The organism is Rahnella sp. PAMC25559 (assembly GCF_050632365.1).
Lineage (GTDB): Bacteria > Pseudomonadota > Gammaproteobacteria > Enterobacterales > Enterobacteriaceae > Rahnella > Rahnella rivi.
The window spans coordinates 3,593,192-3,610,709 of record NZ_CP192543.1; the positions used below are offsets into that span (position 1 = coordinate 3,593,192).

The window sequence follows — 17,518 nt, forward strand, 5'->3', positions numbered from 1 at the left end:
TCACCTCTGCTGTGAATCGCGGCTTGTTGATGTGGTCGCAGGTGCCGGACCTGCGGAAGCAGCCGGAGCTGCCGTCGCAGGTTGAGCGTCTGCCGATGTGGTCACAGGCACCTGCGTCTCAATCCTGGTTGCAGGGACTTCTACTACTGTTGGTGCTGATAATTCTGGTGCGGCAACGGCCGGTGCCGGGCTCTGGGTCGGTGCCACGGAAGCTTGCGGTGCCTGAACTTTCGGTGCCAGCGCAGGTGCGGTACTGCGGCCAGGTACTTGTCTTTGCAGCTCGCCCGCGTCACTGATCGTAATCGCTTCGCCCTCGCTGTTTTCCCGCTCAATGGCTTCCTCAGCATGTCTGTTGAGGACCAAAATGCTGATGCGACGGTTGATCGCATCGCCTGCCGGATGATTTTTGAGTTGCATGGTTGACCCCATGCCCATCACCCGCAGAACTTTCCCTTCACTCAGGCCGCCGACAATCATTTCACGGCGCGACGCATTGGCGCGGTCGGTGGACAATTCCCAGTTGCTGTAGCCACGTTCGCCCTGGGCATACGGCATATCATCGGTATGGCCCGCCAGGCTTATCTTGTTAGGGAAATCATCCAGTACCGGGCCAATCGCCCGCAAAATATCGCGCATGTACGGCTCGACGATGGCGCTGCCGAGCTGAAACATCGGGCGATTCTTGCTGTCGATAATCTGAATGCGCAAACCCTGTTCGGTCAGGTTAATCATCAGATGCGGGCGCAAATCTTTTAAACGCGGATCCGATGCCAGCATCGCTTCCAGTTTGTCCTGCAACTTCATCAGATCGCCGGTTTCACGCAGTTCACGGGCATCGCCCTGTGACTGGATCATCTTATGCACTTCGCCGTCCTGCATGGTCGGGTCTGCCCCGCCGCCCGGGATCGGACTGGTGGCATCGCTGCTGCGCGGTCCGCCGGTAATGGCCACCGCCAGCGGCGTACGGAAGTATTCGGCAATCTGTACCAATTCTTTAGGGCTGGAGATCGAAATCAGCCACATCACCAGGAAGAAGGCCATCATCGCTGTCATAAAGTCAGCGTAAGCAATCTTCCATGAACCGCCGTGATGCCCGCCGCCGTGCTTACTCTTTTTCTTACGTACAACAACGATGGGATGGCTCTGATGCTTCATACTTTTTCTTCTTCAGTTTGTTGCTGGTTAGGCGATTTAACCTGACGAACGTGCTCCTCCAGTTCGATAAACGAAGGGCGTTCTGAGGTGTAGAGCGTCTTACGGCCAAACTCGACAGCGATCTGCGGGGCATAACCGTTGAGGCTCGACAGCAATGTCACTTTGATGCACTGCATCATTTTGGTGTTTTCAGCACTTTTCTGACGTAACACGCTGGCCAGTGGTGAAATAAACCCGTACGCCAGCAAGATGCCGAGGAAGGTACCGACCATCGCATGGGCAATCAGCGCCCCCAGCTCTGCGGCCGGACGGTCGGCGGCGGCGAGGGTATGAACAATCCCCATCACCGCAGCAACGATCCCGAATGCCGGAAGTGAATCCCCGACCAGCGCCAGGCTGTTGGCCGGCACTTCGCTTTCGTGTTCGTAGGTTTCGATCTCTTCATCCATCAGCGCTTCGATTTCAAACGCATTCATGTTGCCGCTGACCATCAGACGTAAGTAGTCAGTCAGATATTCCACTAAATGTTTATCGGCAAGGATGCGCGGATAATTAGCAAAAATGTCGCTTTCAGCGGGATTGTCGATGTCATTTTCCAGCGACAGCATCCCCTGTTGGCGCGACTTGGCTAACAAGCGGTAAAGCAAGGCCATCAAATCCATATACAACGCTTTGTTGTATTTAGACGCGCGGAACAGCTGCGGCAGCGCGCGCAAGGTGGATTTAATCGCTTTACCGTTGTTACCGACAAAGAAGGCACCGATACCGGCACCGCCGATGATCAGCAATTCTGCTGGTTGGTATAACGCGCCCAGTTCCCCGCCGACGAGCATGAAACCGCCAAACACTGAGCCCAGCACCACGATGTAACCTATTATCACTAGCACGATGAATCCTTAATTCGATGTGGTTTTAGGGCGAGGAAAAGCGCACCGCCATGAGCCTGCCGTTTTCTATGCAACCCGGATGATTAGCATAAAAAAGTGCCAGACAAAGGCTGAGAGATGAGGGGGAAAATAGGGAGCGGTGTTACCACCGCCCGGGCATTCTTACTGCGACCCTGACATCTCAGACTGCGCGCTTGACCTTTTCGTCCAGCTCTTGAGATGTTATATCGGCAACCTGCGGGGAAAGTTTACGTTTTTTTACTGCGCGGGATGGGGGTTGGCAGAGACTGCAAACAAACCCGTGACGGGGCTGGTGTGCATGGGTAATAAATGATCCGTCACAGCAGTTACAGGCAGAAAGCTGCAACATACCGCTGTCCACGAACCGGACCAGCGTCCAGGCGCGGGTCAACGCTAAAATCGGCGCTTCTCCCGGCTGTTCAGGACACTGCTCAAGATATAAACGATAAGCGCTGATCACCGCTTCGACACCATTACAATGCCCGCTCTTCATCAGAAAAGAGTACGCGTTATAAAACATCGAAGAGTGAATGTTTTGTTCCCAGGTCATGAACCAGTCTGTCGAGAATGGCAACATGCCTTTCGGTGGCGGGCTGCCACGTAATTCTTTGTACAGTTTAATCAGACGGCCACGGCTTAACTGCGTCTCGCTTTCCAGCATCTGCAATCTTGCGCCCAAAGAAATCAGCTCCATGGCGAGCTGAATATCGCGGGCTTCCTGAACAATACTTTTTTCTGCCGGTTTGGCTGGCGTCTCTTTGATTAGCATGTTGCGCCCTTAATAGACATGGCTACGCCCTTTTCTTCATGGCGCCGCTGTCTCTCGCCGCCAGACCTTTAAGCAGGTGGCTCGACAGCAGGATACCGGTGTGGATTTGTTGCAAATCATCTACACGGGATTCCTGGGTCAGGCGTTCGATGGTCTTACTGTCATCAAAGCGGAACTGACAAAGAAGCTGATTCGTTTCAGCTAATTTAACCATTTGTGGCAACGTAAGTTGGCCTAAGGCGTCTGCCATCACGTCGTCAATCCCCAGCCGGAACATCGCGGAGGCCTTCTCGTCATTAATCAAACGCTGTGCCAAAAGTAAATATGACAGGTTGATATCATATATGTGCTTAAGCAATTCGGACATGCTGTTCTACCCCATTACCGATGCCACATTTTTAATGTGGCTGATTGATAGACATATTCCATGCAGCAAGAGTTTTACCCGGCCTGTCAGGGAGTATTTTTTCACTATCAAAACAATTAGTTCATTGGCTGATTAATAAATCTCACGATGACAAATGGATTTATCCCGCGGTATTTACTTCACCGCCAATACAAGTTTGTTCCTGATGTAAACTAAATTAAGTGTGACAATTGCAATGCTAAGTAATCTTCAAACATATCAGTTTTGTTGTACTGGCAGGGTCCGTTGCTGTGATGGCATCTCATTCAGTGAAACGCTTTTACATACATTATTAGGAATAATCTTACTACGACGCAACTCTACCCCTGTTTCCTTTATACATACAATCTAACTGATCACAAATTTTGAATAAAGTGTGACGCGCATCACACTTTAGAAATTTATTTTATCCTAAAAAGCGCACTTTATCGTAAAAATTTGCGCAGTTTTAACGCAAAAGTAAAAAAGCATCTAAAAACCCTTCCCCAGACTGCCTTTTTTCGCCTTTTTGAGATCAATTTGTACAAAGACCAGCTAAAGCCAAATGATAAGAACATTCAGTGATTAAGCATAGCTTGCGCAGTGAAATGTGCTGGTAATTTCCGATAGTGTGATCAATGTGCTATCGCGTTAAAACCCAGTCATTACGCGGTTTGCAGAGGAAGTGTGTTGCGGGATTTTGGTTAAATTTGATTCAAAAGGTTTTGAAAACGTGAACAACTACACGATTTGAAAAGTAAAAAGACAATGAGTGTAAGGGAATGTGTTCAGGGACGGGAAGTCATCCGGTCAGCAGACCAGATTGATAAGCAGATATGATGAAAAGAGGACAATGTCCCGTGCTTCTCTATCGGCAACTCTTCACGAAAACTTTAGTGATTGGGCTTAAAAAAGTGGTTTATTCCGGACAATCGCAAATAAAAAGAGAGTGATTAGGAATATTATTACCTAATCAGCAGTCTGCTCCTCGTAAACCTGCTAACAGAGCATAAAGAACATCTTTCATTACTCCATGAGCATGGGGATTTAATTAACCAGTGAAATAAAGGGTTATTCGCGGGGTTTTATAAATAAAGAAAGCACTGCTTTAACAAAAAACAGGGTTTTGGAGGCGGGAGACTTTCATTCAAAAGCAAAAACGAAGAGGCGGGAGTTAAGGTTCACAAATAAAAACCTGCCGCAAAATCCGGCAGGTCATCACATATTATTATTACCCTCAGGGTAATGATGGATAATCGATTAAAAAGGCATCGTCCGTGGGTCGGGATACTGATACTCGAACCCCAGCTCCTTGCAGATGCGCTCACCGTCGACGATTTTTCCTTTGGCTGCTGAAGTTTCTTCAGCAAACGTCGGCGCCTCAAGCCCCATCTGGCGGGCCAGCGCCGGGTAAAACTCGGCTTTTGCCGGATGTTTAGGGGCGCACAGATTATAGGTGTGCCCACCTTTTGGCAGACTGAGCAATAAGGTGATGGCGGCGACAACGTCATCCTGATGCACCAAGTTGACGCCATTCTGCCCCCCTTTCACGTCCGTTTTGCCTGCCATGAAGCGCCCCGGATGACGATCGCCCCCCACCAGACCGGCCAGCCGTAACACATCCACCGAGGTATGCGGCAGGCTGTGTAACCAGCTTTCTAATTCTTTCAGCACTTTTCCACTGGAGGTCACCGGCTCAAGGGCGGAACCTTCGCGCACGATGTCGTCCCTTTCACCGTAAACAGACGTGGAACTGGTGAAGATGATGCGTTTTACGTTGTGTGCCAGCGCGCTGTCTGTCAGCTGCTGCACGGCCTGGAAGTAAAGCTCGCTGCCTTCGACGGTTCTGCGTGCCGGTAAGGTGATGATCAGCGCATCAACGTTCAGCAGTTTATCCAAATCTTCCGCTTCGCATTCCATCTCCGGGGTGAACACTAACGGATAGCAGTCAATGCCGACCATTCTGGCGGCATCTACACCGTCAGGCGTGGTTTTGCTGCCCACAACGTCGTAGCTTCTGCCCGCCAGCGCCATCGCCAGAGGCATTCCCAGCCAGCCCAATCCAATAATAGAAACCTTTTTCATCTGTTACTCCCTCTGCTCGGTGGCCGATGGTCACTACTGCGCCATCTGCCGTTCGCGTTCTCGCTTCTCTTTATTCTAGCCTTTCTCTCCTTATAGATGCGTAAGCTTTTCCAGGAGACTGTGAACAGATCATTCATTTTTTCGATGAAACAGCCCCTGAAGATAAGAAAAACTCATCATCCGAAAAAAAGGTTGCGCACTTGCCGCCCGATAGTTTAGTTTTATTGGCAACCGAATTTGATTTGTGTGGCGCAGACTTCGTTATGAATAACGCCGCACCGAATGAACACTCAGAGAGACTCACATGACAAACGTTCTGATTAACCACCATCATCACCATCACCCTGACTAGTCTTGCAGGCGATTGGTGCTGGAAGACTGTCTAGATCTTCCAGTGGAGCAGAACGCAGAGAAAGCCCCCGGAAGAACACTTCCGGGGGCTTTTTTTTTGGCCTAACGAATTGAAGTAAAAGCATTTGTACAAAACTCTGCACACAACATTTACCAAAACATTAAAACTGAAAACAAAGAAATTGAGGTCATCATGCTGGATAAAACACGTTTACGGATAGCAATGCAGAAATCGGGTCGCCTGAGCGATGAGTCACGCGAATTGCTGGCACGCTGCGGGATTAAAATCAATCTGCAGGAACAACGCCTGATCGCCTTCGCAGAAAACATGCCGATCGACATTCTGCGTGTCCGTGATGACGACATTCCGGGGCTGGTAATGGACGGTGTGGTTGATCTGGGCATCATCGGTGAGAACGTGCTGGAAGAAGAGTTGCTGGCACGCCGCGCTCAGGGCGAAGATCCGCGTTATTTCACGCTGCGTCGCCTGGACTTCGGCGGTTGCCGTCTGTCGCTCGCGACCCCGCTTGACGCAGAATACACCGGCCCGCAAAGCCTGCAAAACTCCCGCATCGCCACCTCCTATCCGCACCTGCTCAAGCAATATCTCGACAAACAGGGCGTTGATTTCAAATCCTGTCTGCTGAACGGTTCTGTTGAAGTCGCGCCACGCGCCGGTCTTTCTGATGCAATTTGCGATCTGGTTTCCACCGGCGCCACGCTTGAAGCCAACGGCCTGCGCGAAGTGGAAGTGATTTACCGCTCTAAAGCCTGTCTGATCCAGCGCGACGGCGAAATGCCGGAAGCCAAGCAGCAACTCATCGACAAAATGATGACCCGTATTCAGGGCGTCATTCAGGCCCGTGAATCCAAGTACATTATGCTGCACGCGCCAAGTGAGCGTCTGGACGAAATCGTTGCTCTGCTGCCAGGTGCTGAACGCCCGACCATTCTGCCGCTGGCCGGCGATCAGCAGCGTGTGGCGATGCACATGGTCAGCAGCGAAACGCTGTTCTGGGAAACCATGGAAAAACTGAAAGCGCTGGGCGCCAGCTCAATTCTGGTTCTGCCAATCGAAAAAATGATGGAGTAATGCCATGCAGCCTAACGCGTTCACTACCCCGATTGACTGGCAGCAATGCGACGAACAACAGCGTCGCGATTTACTGACCCGTCCGGCGATTTCGGCATCCGACCGTATTACCGAATCTGTCAGCGAAATCCTGCGCCGCGTGCGCAGTGAAGGCGACAGTGCGTTGCGCGAGTTTTGCGCCCGCTTTGATAAAACTGAAGTGCAAGGGCTGCGCGTCACTGCGGCACAAATCGAGGCAGCATCAGCGCGTTTAGGCGATGACGTTAAACAGGCAATGGCGCACGCCGTTCGCAATATCGATACGTTCCACCAGGCGCAAAAGCTGTCCATTGTGGACATCGAAACTCAGCCGGGCGTGCGTTGCCAGCAACTGACCCGCCCGATCCAGTCTGTAGGTTTGTACATTCCGGGCGGATCTGCGCCGCTGGTATCCACGGTATTGATGTTAGCGACGCCCGCGCGGATTGCCGGATGTCAGAAAGTGGTGTTGTGCTCGCCACCACCTGTGGCTGACGAAATTCTGTATGCCGCGAAGCTCTGCGGCGTGGAAGAGGTGTATCAGCTCGGCGGCGCGCAGGCGATTGCCGCTCTGGCCTTTGGCACAGAAAGCGTGCCACGCGTGGCGAAAATCTTCGGGCCGGGCAATGCCTATGTGACCGAAGCCAAACGTCAGGTCAGCCAAAGTCTGGACGGCGCGGCAATTGATATGCCAGCCGGGCCTTCCGAAGTGCTGGTGATTGCCGACAGCGGCGCAACACCTGACTTTGTCGCCTCTGATTTACTTTCTCAGGCAGAACACGGCCCGGATTCACAGGTCATTTTGCTGACGCCGGACGTTAACATGGCGCAGGCCGTTGGTGAAGCCGTTGAGCGCCAGCTGCAAACGCTGTCCCGCAGCGAGATTGCCCGTCAGGCACTGGCCAGCAGCCGTCTGATTGTCGCGAAAGACATCGCACAGTGTATTGAAATCAGCAACGCCTACGGCCCGGAACACTTGATTCTGCAAACCCGTGAACCGGAACAGCTGGTTGACAGTATTACCAGCGCAGGTTCGGTGTTCCTCGGCGACTGGTCACCGGAATCGGCGGGCGATTACGCTTCCGGCACCAACCACGTTTTGCCAACTTACGGATACACCGCCACCTGTTCCAGCCTCGGTCTGGCGGATTTCCAGAAACGGATGACCGTTCAGCAGTTAACGCCGGAAGGTTTACTTGGTCTGGCGACCACCATCGAAACCCTGGCGCAGGCGGAGCAACTGACTGCACATAAAAATGCTGTGACACTGCGGGTCAATGCCCTGAAGGAGAAAGGATTATGAGCGATGAAAACACGCTGAGCATTCAGTCTCTGGCACGCCAGAACGTGCGCGAACTGACACCCTATCAGTCCGCCCGACGTCTCGGCGGTAACGGCGATGTCTGGCTTAACGCCAACGAATACGCCATTGCACCGCAGTTCGAACTTACCGCGCAGACCTTCAACCGGTATCCGGAGTGTCAGCCTGCGCTGGTGATCAACCGCTATGCCGCTTACGCCGGTGTTGATCCGGAACAGGTGCTGGTCAGCCGGGGCGCTGACGAAGGCATCGAGCTTTTGATCCGCGCATTCTGTGAGCCGGGCAAAGATGCCATCCTTTATTGTCCGCCAACTTATGGCATGTACAGCGTCAGCGCGGAGACGATTGGCGTGGAAGGCCGTACCGTTGCGGCAAAAGCTGACTGGTCTTTGGATCTTCCGGCAATTGAAGCTGCTCTTGACGGCGTAAAGCTGGTGTATATCTGTAGCCCGAATAACCCGACCGGCAATGTTATCAGCCCGGATGAACTTCGCGCTGTATTAGACATGACCCGTGGCCGCGCCATTGTGGCAATTGATGAAGCCTATATTGAGTTTTGCCCGCAGGCGACAGTCACCGGCTGGTTGCAGGAATATCCGCACCTCGCGGTTTTACGCACGCTTTCCAAAGCCTTTGCACTTGCCGGTCTGCGCTGCGGATTTACGATTGCCAACAGCGAACTGATTGCCTTATTAATGAAAGTGATCGCGCCTTATCCTTTATCTACGCCGGTGGCAGATATCGCGGCACAGGCGCTGAGCCCGGAAGGGCTGGCGATTATGCGTCAGCGCGTGACCGAAGTGACCCAAAATCGCGAATGGTTGCTGGCAGAGCTGAGAAAATGCGATTGCGTTGAACAGGTCTTCACCAGTGAGACGAACTATGTTCTCGCGCGTTTTACCGCATCAAGCGCAGTATTTAAAAACCTCTGGGATCAGGGCATTATCTTACGTGACCAGAACAAGCAACCGGGGCTTTCCGGCTGCTTACGTATCACTATCGGTACACGGCAGGAACTGCAGCGCGTCATTGATGCTTTGCAACCGCTACCGGGCGCCAATGCCCCTCTTATTCAACAGAACAGCCCCCGCAAGGAGCACATGTGAGCCAGAGTCCTTTATTGCAAAAAACGCTCTTCATCGACCGTGACGGCACCCTGATTTCAGAGCCGCCAGAAGATTTCCAGGTCGATCGTCTGGACAAACTGGCACTGGAACCGGGTGTGATCCCTGCCCTGCTGGCACTGCAAACCGCGGGATTTAAACTGGTGATGATCACCAATCAGGACGGACTGGGTACCGACAGTTTCCCGCAGGAAACCTTCGATCCACCGCATGACCTGATGATGCAAATCCTGACCTCTCAGGGCATCGTTTTTGATGAGGTGCTGATTTGCCCTCACCTTCCGGCCGATCACTGCGATTGCCGTAAACCTAAAACCAAACTGGTGCAGGGCTACCTTGAAAGCGGGCTGCTCGATACAGCCAACAGTTATGTGATCGGCGATCGTGACACCGATATTCAGCTGGCGGCCAATATGGGCATCGCCGGGCTGCGTTATCAGCGCGATACCCTGAACTGGGCGGCCATCGCCGATCAGCTCACCAAACGCGACCGCCACGCCAGGGTGAACCGCGTGACCCGCGAAACGGCGATTGATGTGGATGTCTGGCTGGATCGCGAAGGCGAAAGCAAAATCCGCACCGGCGTGGGCTTCTTTGATCACATGTTGGATCAGATCGCCACGCACGGCGGTTTCCGTATGAACATCGAAGTGAAAGGCGATTTGTATATCGACGATCACCACACCGTGGAAGACACCGCTCTGGCGCTGGGCGAGGCCCTGAACAAAGCCCTCGGCGACAAGCGCGGGATTGGACGTTTCGGATTCGTGCTGCCAATGGATGAATGTCTGGCACGCTGCGCGCTGGATATCTCCGGGCGTCCGCACCTAGAATACAAAGCCGAGTTTAACTATCAGCGCGTCGGCGACCTGAGCACCGAAATGGTCGAGCACTTCTTCCGTTCACTGTCCTACGCTATGGCCTGTACCCTGCATCTGCGCACCAAAGGTAAAAACGATCATCACCGCGTCGAGAGCCTGTTCAAAGCCTTTGGCCGCACACTGCGCCAGGCAATTCGCGTTGATGGCAACACCCTGCCGAGTTCCAAAGGAGTGCTGTGATGAATGTCGTTATCCTCGATACCGGCTGTGCCAACCTCTCTTCGGTGAAATATGCGGTTCAGCGGCTGGGCTACGAGCCAACGGTGAGCCGGGAAGCCGAGATCGTGTTGCAGGCTGATAAGCTTTTTTTACCCGGCGTCGGGACTGCGCAGGCCGCGATGCAACAGCTGGAAGAACGTTCGTTAATCGAACTGATCAAAGCCTGTACCCAGCCTGTTCTCGGGATCTGTCTGGGTATGCAGTTGCTGGCGTCCTCGAGTGAGGAAAACGGCGGCATTGATACTCTCGGTATCATTGAGACGCCGGTGCAGCGCATGCCAGATCTCGGGCTGCCTCTTCCGCACATGGGCTGGAATCAGGTAATCGCCAACGCCGACAGCCATTTATTCCGCGGCATTGATGAAAATGCTTACTTCTATTTCGTCCACGGATTTGCCATGCCGGTATGCGAAAACACAGTCGCTCAGACACTTTACGGCGAGCCCTTCAGCGCCGCCGTACAAAAAGACAACTTCTTCGGCGTGCAGTTTCATCCCGAGCGTTCCGGTGCCGCGGGCGCGAAGTTGCTGAAAAACTTTCTGGAGATGTAAACAGCATGATTATTCCCGCTTTGGATTTGATCGAAGGCAGTGTGGTGCGTTTGCATCAGGGCGATTACGGTCAGCAACGTGACTACGGCAACGATCCGCTGCCGCGATTGCAGGATTATCAGCAGCAGGGTGCGCAGGTTTTACACCTTGTCGATTTAACCGGCGCAAAAGACCCGTCGGCACGACAGATCCCGCTGCTGACGACATTACTGGCCGGTGTCTCCGTGCCGGTGCAGGTCGGCGGTGGCATCCGCAATGAGCAGGACGTCGAAGCGTTGCTTAATGCCGGTGCCACACGCGTGGTCGTCGGCTCAACGGCGGTCAAAGATCCGGCCACCGTTCAGGGCTGGTTCAGCCGTTTTGGCGCTGATGCGCTGGTGCTGGCGCTGGATGTTCGCATCGACAGGAACGGCACCAAAAACGTCGCCATCAGCGGCTGGCAGGAAAACTCAAACGCCACTCTGGAGCATATCGTCGAACAGTATTTGCCCTTTGGGCTGAAACATGTGCTGTGCACGGATATCTCCCGCGACGGTACACTGGCCGGTTCTAACGTCGAGCTTTATCGCGAAGTGACTGCACGCTATCCGCAGGTTGCATTTCAGGCCTCCGGCGGCATCGGCTCGCTGGAGGATATTGCAGCCTTACGTGACAGCGGCGTTGAAGGCGTGATTGTCGGGCGCGCATTGCTCGACGGTAAATTTAATGTGACGGAGGCAATCTCATGCTGGCAAAACGGATAATCCCCTGCCTCGACGTAAAAGACGGTCAGGTAGTGAAAGGCGTGCAGTTCCGTAATCACGAAATTATTGGCGATATCGTGCCGCTGGCGCAGCGTTATGCCCAGGAAGGCGCGGACGAGCTGGTGTTCTACGACATCACTGCATCCAGTGACGGGCGCGTCGTGGATAAAAGCTGGGTGTCGCGCGTGGCAGAAGTGATCGATATTCCATTCTGCGTGGCTGGCGGCATTAAAAGCCTCGAAGATGCAGGACGTATTTTGCAGTTCGGGGCGGACAAAATCTCCATCAACTCCCCTGCTCTGGCCGACCCGACGTTGATCAGCCGTCTCGCCGACCGTTATGGTGTACAGTGCATCGTGGTGGGCATCGATACCTGGCACGACGCAGCGACCGGAACCTATCAGGTTCATCAGTTCACCGGTGATGAAGCGCGCACCAAAATCACTACCTGGCAAACCATCGACTGGGTGAAGGAAGTTCAGGAGCGCGGTGCGGGTGAAATTGTGCTGAACATGATGAATCAGGACGGCGTGCGTAACGGCTACGATCTGGAGCAGTTGAAGATGATCCGCGAAGTGTGTCACGTTCCGCTGATCGCCTCCGGTGGCGCGGGCACCATGCCGCACTTCCTCGATGCCTTTACAGAAGCACGCGTCGATGGCGCACTGGCAGCCTCAGTGTTCCACAAACAAATCATTAATATTGGCGAGCTGAAAAGCTTCTTGGCCGAAAATGGCGTGGAGATCCGCTTGTGAGTAATCAGGATGTAAATACCGGTCTGCTGACCGGAGAACAAATCAGCCAGCTCGACTGGGAAAAAGTGGATAACCTGATGCCGGCTATCATCCAGCATGCCGTGTCGGGTGAAGTGCTGATGCTTGGCTATATGAATCAGGAAGCGCTGAGCGTTACACAGTCTTCCGGCAAAGTGACTTTTTATTCCCGCACGAAAGAACGTCTGTGGACCAAAGGGGAGACATCAGAAAACAATCTGAATGTTGTCAGCATCACCCCGGATTGCGACAACGACACCCTGCTGGTTCTGGCAAACCCTGTCGGCCCGACCTGCCACAAAGGCAATAACAGCTGCTTCCATCCGGCAGAAACCGACTGGGCATTCCTCTATCAGCTGGAAGAGTTGCTCGCCTCACGTAAAACAGCCGACCCGGACAGCTCTTACACCGCGAAACTTTACGCCAGCGGCACCAAGCGTATTGCACAGAAAGTCGGTGAAGAAGGCGTCGAAGTTGCGCTGGCGGCAACGGTCAACGATCGCTTTGAACTGAAAAATGAAGCATCAGATCTTGTTTATCATTTGCTGGTCTTACTTCAGGATCAGGATCTGAACCTCAGTGCTGTGATTGAGAATTTACGTCAGCGCCATAAGAAGTAACGCTGGATTTCGGACACAAAAAAGCCGCCTTTGCAGATGCATTGGCGGCTTTTTGTTATTTCGTTAAATTGAAAATTAACGGGCGTAATTTTTAATCGCGTTACGTGCGAGCACTACGCCAGCACCTATAATTCCGCCCAGCAGCACAGCAAGAACAAGAATAATGCTCTTTTTAGGGCTGTCGCGATGAACAGGTAGATCAGGTTTCATCACGTAGCGCAACGCATAGGTTGAATCAGGGTTGGATTTCAGTGCGCTGATGGCCATAAGAGCCTGGCGCGCGTTGTAATAAGAAGCATCTAAAGGCAATGGTCGCGTCGCTTCATTCTTAATGGTTGCAGAAAGGGCATCACTACCCAGAACAAAAAGCGTATCTTCAGAAAGTGTTTCAGCCTGCTGCACCAGGGTATTTTTGATGTTGGACTCCTGCGCAACAATCAAAGCCTGATTCAGCATTTTCAAGCGCAGATCTTTCTTCTCCTGCGCCACTTTTTCCTGAGTGGCTAAATCTTGCTTCAAATCTTCAATTTTAGAATTAATGCTGGTTTGAAGGTCATTATCAAGCTCAGTGACAACACGTTTGTTAATCTGCTGAATATAGGTTGTCAGTGTTTTTTGTGCTTCACCGGCACCAGACGCAGTGTAACTAATCTTAAGCGGAGTGGGCTGGTCTTTGACCGCAGGTATAATTGTTAGCTTTTCTGAAATCGGCTGATTAGCGAGTTGTTCAGAAAGTGCTGAAATTGCGGAGTTGAACCGACCAAAAAAACGCTGTTGAACATCAATAACCGTCGGCACACTCGAAGGCGTTAAGCCATAAAGCACACCCATCGCATTGTTATAGTTAGCGATTTGCCCAGAATCCGGGTAAGTCACAATAGCTTCGGATGTCCATTTTTGTTTGGCAACGGAAAGATAAATAACCGCAAGGATAATGGCAACAGCCACAAATGAAACCACAATCCATTTACCACGCCAGATTTGAATGACCAGATCCATTAAATCGATTTCATCAGATGTTTTTTTCGACAAATCTGTCGTCATACTATTCTTATCTTGATTCATAAATGCCCTAAGAGAATATCCGCGACTTTACATACGTTTAATGAATGCATTATAAACAACTTCTCGATAAAAACTCACTTAGAACTCAGTATTTTTATGAGATTAGGCCGAAAAATCTTAGCCAGAAATATCACTTATAGCTGACATTGAGGGTGAGTTTATCGCTTCAATTTTGGCCTAAAAAAAACGACCCTCGAAAGGGCCGTTTAACATACAGATAAAAAATGTACTCTTAATCCAACCATTCCGTATGGAATACGCCGTCTTTATCAGTACGTTTGTAAGTATGTGCACCGAAGTAATCGCGCTGTGCCTGAATCAGGTTAGCTGGCAGAACTGCTGAACGGTAACTGTCGTAGTAATTGATCGCAGCAGAGAACGTTGGCGTTGGAATGCCGTTCTGAACAGCATAAGACACCACATCACGCAGCGCTTGCTGGTATTCATCAGCGATATTTTTGAAGTACGGAGCAAGCAGCAGGTTAGCAATGGAAGCATTCTCAGCATACGCATCGGTAATTTTCTGCAGGAACTGGGCGCGGATAATGCAACCGGCACGGAAGATCTTGGCGATTTCGCCGTAATTCAGATCCCAGTTGTTTTCATCAGAAGAGGCTTTCAACTGTGAGAAGCCCTGAGCGTAGGAAACAATTTTGCCCAGATACAGCGCGCGACGCACTTTCTCGATGAACTCAGCTTTGTCACCCTCGAAAGGTTTAACCGCCGGGCCAGACAATACTTTTGACGCAGCTACACGCTGATCTTTCAATGAAGACAGGTAACGGGCAAAGACTGATTCAGTGATCAGGGTCAGTGGCTCGCCGAGATCCAGAGAGCTCTGGCTGGTCCATTTACCGGTGCCTTTGTTGGCCGCTTCATCAAGAATAACGTCAACCAGGTATTTACCTTCTTCATCTTTCTTAGTGAAGATATCTTTGGTGATGTCGATAAGGTAGCTATTGAGCTCGCCTTTATTCCAGTCAGCAAAAGTAGCAGCAAGTTCTTCGTTGTTCAGGTTGAGAGACTGTTTCAGCAGAGAATAAGCTTCAGCAATCAGCTGCATGTCACCGTATTCAATCCCGTTGTGAACCATCTTGACGTAGTGGCCTGCACCATCTGCGCCAATGTAAGCGACACAAGCATCACCATCATCAGCACGTGCTGCGATTTTCTCGAGGATTGGAGCAACCAGTGCATACGCTTCTTTCTGACCACCAGGCATGATAGATGGGCCTTTCAGTGCACCCTCTTCTCCGCCGGAAACGCCAGTACCGATAAAGTTGAAGCCCTGCTCGGACAGTTCACGGTTACGACGAATTGTGTCTTTATAGTAAGTGTTGCCGCCATCGATGAGGATGTCGCCTTTATCCAAATGCGGAGTCAGGGATGCGATGGTTTTGTCAGTTGCTTCACCGGCTTTCACCATCAGCAAGATACGACGTGGTTTTTCCAGCGAGTCAACAAACTCTTCGACGGTGTAGTGCGGGACCAGATTTTTACCCGGGTTTTCAGCGATGACTTCATCAGTCTTGTCGCCGGAACGGTTAAAAATGGAAACGGAATAACCACGGCTTTCGATGTTAAGCGCGAGGTTACGGCCCATGACCGCCATACCGACAACGCCGATCTGTTGTTTGGACATTAGCAACTCCTGTCTGAAAGTGACACCTGTGAGGACTCTCCCCACAGCACAAGTGTAGTAACCATGTTAACTCAGCTTCTGATTACTGAGATAGCGATTGATGCGATAGATACGTTTAATGTATAAATTTAAGCCATATAACAATTAACCAAGAATAGAGCATATAACTAAGATAGTTTTCTAAATTTAATTAACCGCTAACATTGTAAAAATCGACAACCTCAGGGACGCTGTCTATTTGCTCAGCGCTGTAATTAGCATCCGTCTTTAGATTGATGCGATAATATGAATCACCAATTACAGAAATATGGGAGAATTTACTCGTGCATTTTAAGTCAAAAAGTGAACAACCTAAAAAATAATTTGGTGCGTTATCGATATTAAGTATTTGCAGAATTGTAGGGGCTATAGATAAACTATTATTGCCTTTCGCATCCAATTTCATTGGCTTTATTCCCGCTCCAATCATGATGAGAGGGATCGTATCGACAAAGTAATCTGAGGAAGTATTAAAGCTTTGTTTGAATTCAGGCACTGGAAAGGTAGAGTGATCTGCTGTTATTATCAAAAGCGTATTGTCATAGAAATGACTTTTCTTAAACCATGTAATGAAATCGCCTAATTGAAAATCATAGTTATAGAATTTGTTGTAAAAAGAGTTGCTACCGTTATGATATTTTTGATCTGGGCTATCCATTCCATGATGTGTGCCAGATGGATACATTCCAATAAAGAAAGGTTTGCTCGTTTGCTCTGCCACCAACGTTCTCAAAGCTGAAAATATTTTTTTATCAGACATTCTATCATTAATATGCCAATCAAAATCTTCCATGCCATAAACTTTTTTAAATGGCATAGAGCGCAACAATGTATTTAAATTACTATGATTCTCAGTGCTCGCAATAAAATAGGTATTAAAGCCATTGTCATTGAGAATCTCGGGTAAGGATATTAAGCGGTGATTATAAGTATCTGAAACTTTTTCACTATTAATCTGAAAGAAACCTTCCCCTTTGCTATCAACACCATCCCTGTATTGATAAGCGGAGCTAAGTTGGCCTCGTAAACCACGAAACGTAGCTGCAGTATGATTAAAGTAATTCTCAAAAACGATTCCTTCATTATAAAGGGAATCCATATTTGGTGTTATCTTAAGCCCTAGATTATTCTCAAGATCTATAACTTTAGATGACATACCTTCCGTGAAAATCACAATAATATTTTTTGGCTTTCCATTTGGAAAGTACAACGACATATCACTTTCATTATAAACATTAAATTTCAGAAACTTTTTTGCAACTTCAGGATAGTTATAGTTTGGCTTGTAGGTGACTTGCTTATAGTATTCATGAGCTGTGTTAAACAACTGATGTAACGCGCCAGCCATAAAAATAAATATAACAAAAGACAATAAAGACAATTTAAATGCAGATGTTCTTTTCACAAAATAAAAAGGGATGGATGCTAATACATATAGCAGGAGGATAAATAATACTTGTGTTAATACCTCATGACCTACAGCTTTAAACTCAGATAAATTAGACAGAGTCAGTGGGATTATATATCCACCAGTATTTATGATTGAACTCATTTGTGCAGCGATAATTAAACAGTATGCTGTCCATACAAAAGCTCGGAGGAATTGGTTAGATATAAAAGAAATCGAAAGGAAAAAGGTAACTATCTCTGCCCCAATTAGTATAGACCTGTAAATTCCAAATGATTTGTAAAATAGAATTAATAATGTCAACAATAAAACCGAAAGTAAAGATACTATGTTTCTTAAATACTTTTTTCCAAAGCTATTCATAACTA

At 50.0% G+C, this 17,518-nt stretch carries 16 protein-coding genes and 1 other annotated feature; of the genes, 8 read left to right on the forward strand and 8 right to left on the reverse strand.

Translation table 11 applies throughout. From position 1 onward, the window contains the following. The 5 genes from motB to ACQZQY_RS17770 form a co-directional block, all read right to left on the reverse strand. Positions 1-1,155: a flagellar motor protein MotB gene (gene motB, locus ACQZQY_RS17750; protein ID WP_431296112.1), complete on the reverse strand. Its 1,155-nt coding sequence runs from the start codon at positions 1,153-1,155 to the stop codon at positions 1-3. Further along, a complete protein-coding gene (gene motA, locus ACQZQY_RS17755) occupies positions 1,152-2,042 on the reverse strand; it encodes a flagellar motor stator protein MotA (RefSeq protein ID WP_056769595.1) in 891 nt (296 codons plus the stop codon). The genes motB and motA overlap by 4 nt, the downstream gene beginning before the upstream one ends. A gap of 181 nt (positions 2,043-2,223) precedes the next feature. Beyond that, positions 2,224-2,832 carry a flagellar transcriptional regulator FlhC gene (gene flhC / locus ACQZQY_RS17760; protein WP_056769593.1) on the reverse strand — a complete coding sequence of 203 codons (609 nt, stop codon included), beginning with the start codon at positions 2,830-2,832 and terminating at the stop codon, positions 2,224-2,226. Positions 2,833-2,854: 22 nt separating this feature from the next. Next, a complete protein-coding gene (gene flhD / locus ACQZQY_RS17765) occupies positions 2,855-3,199 on the reverse strand; it encodes a flagellar transcriptional regulator FlhD (protein WP_056769592.1) in 345 nt (114 codons plus the stop codon). Between the two features lie 1,278 nt (positions 3,200-4,477). Further along, the gene (locus tag ACQZQY_RS17770) at positions 4,478-5,302 is read right to left on the reverse strand and encodes an SDR family oxidoreductase (RefSeq protein ID WP_431296113.1); all 825 of its coding nucleotides are present in this window, start codon (positions 5,300-5,302) and stop codon (positions 4,478-4,480) included. A gap of 327 nt (positions 5,303-5,629) precedes the next feature. Then, positions 5,630-5,751, forward strand: a sequence feature (His leader region). Positions 5,752-5,846: 95 nt separating this feature from the next. Between ACQZQY_RS17770 and hisG the strand changes: the two genes are divergently transcribed. The 8 genes from hisG to hisIE are packed head-to-tail and all read left to right on the forward strand — an operon-like array spanning position 5,847 to position 12,996. Beyond that, on the forward strand, positions 5,847-6,746 hold the full coding sequence (gene hisG / locus ACQZQY_RS17775; RefSeq protein ID WP_056769589.1) for an ATP phosphoribosyltransferase: 900 nt from the start codon (positions 5,847-5,849) through the stop codon (positions 6,744-6,746). Between the two features lie 4 nt (positions 6,747-6,750). Next, positions 6,751-8,067, forward strand: a complete 1,317-nt coding sequence (gene hisD, locus ACQZQY_RS17780; protein ID WP_431296114.1) for a histidinol dehydrogenase — start codon at positions 6,751-6,753, stop codon at positions 8,065-8,067. Beyond that, on the forward strand, positions 8,064-9,191 hold the full coding sequence (hisC, locus tag ACQZQY_RS17785) for a histidinol-phosphate transaminase (RefSeq protein ID WP_183847424.1): 1,128 nt from the start codon (positions 8,064-8,066) through the stop codon (positions 9,189-9,191). Before hisD ends, hisC begins: the two co-directional genes overlap by 4 nt. Before the next feature lie 14 nt (positions 9,192-9,205). Then, complete coding sequence (hisB, locus tag ACQZQY_RS17790; RefSeq protein ID WP_371414295.1) at positions 9,206-10,270, forward strand: bifunctional histidinol-phosphatase/imidazoleglycerol-phosphate dehydratase HisB; 1,065 nt, start codon at positions 9,206-9,208, stop codon at positions 10,268-10,270. Then, the gene (gene hisH, locus ACQZQY_RS17795) at positions 10,270-10,860 is read left to right on the forward strand and encodes an imidazole glycerol phosphate synthase subunit HisH (RefSeq protein WP_056769583.1); all 591 of its coding nucleotides are present in this window, start codon (positions 10,270-10,272) and stop codon (positions 10,858-10,860) included. The genes hisB and hisH overlap by 1 nt, the downstream gene beginning before the upstream one ends. A gap of 5 nt (positions 10,861-10,865) precedes the next feature. Further along, a complete protein-coding gene (gene hisA, locus ACQZQY_RS17800) occupies positions 10,866-11,603 on the forward strand; it encodes a 1-(5-phosphoribosyl)-5-[(5-phosphoribosylamino)methylideneamino]imidazole-4-carboxamide isomerase (protein WP_431296115.1) in 738 nt (245 codons plus the stop codon). Continuing rightward, positions 11,585-12,358, forward strand: a complete 774-nt coding sequence (gene hisF / locus ACQZQY_RS17805) for an imidazole glycerol phosphate synthase subunit HisF (protein ID WP_056769579.1) — start codon at positions 11,585-11,587, stop codon at positions 12,356-12,358. Before hisA ends, hisF begins: the two co-directional genes overlap by 19 nt. A gap of 23 nt (positions 12,359-12,381) precedes the next feature. Further along, positions 12,382-12,996: a bifunctional phosphoribosyl-AMP cyclohydrolase/phosphoribosyl-ATP diphosphatase HisIE gene (hisIE, locus tag ACQZQY_RS17810; protein ID WP_431297206.1), complete on the forward strand. Its 615-nt coding sequence runs from the start codon at positions 12,382-12,384 to the stop codon at positions 12,994-12,996. A gap of 75 nt (positions 12,997-13,071) precedes the next feature. On the opposite strand, the gene wzzB is transcribed toward hisIE, so the two are convergent. From wzzB to ACQZQY_RS17825, 3 genes are all read right to left on the reverse strand, one after another. After that, entirely contained in the window at positions 13,072-14,061 is a 990-nt protein-coding gene (gene wzzB / locus ACQZQY_RS17815) for an LPS O-antigen chain length determinant protein WzzB (protein ID WP_431296116.1), read from the reverse strand. Between the two features lie 232 nt (positions 14,062-14,293). Continuing rightward, the gene (gene gndA, locus ACQZQY_RS17820) at positions 14,294-15,703 is read right to left on the reverse strand and encodes an NADP-dependent phosphogluconate dehydrogenase (protein WP_056769574.1); all 1,410 of its coding nucleotides are present in this window, start codon (positions 15,701-15,703) and stop codon (positions 14,294-14,296) included. A gap of 190 nt (positions 15,704-15,893) precedes the next feature. Continuing rightward, the gene (locus tag ACQZQY_RS17825; RefSeq protein WP_431296117.1) at positions 15,894-17,513 is read right to left on the reverse strand and encodes an LTA synthase family protein; all 1,620 of its coding nucleotides are present in this window, start codon (positions 17,511-17,513) and stop codon (positions 15,894-15,896) included. Positions 17,514-17,518 lie beyond the last annotated feature (5 nt).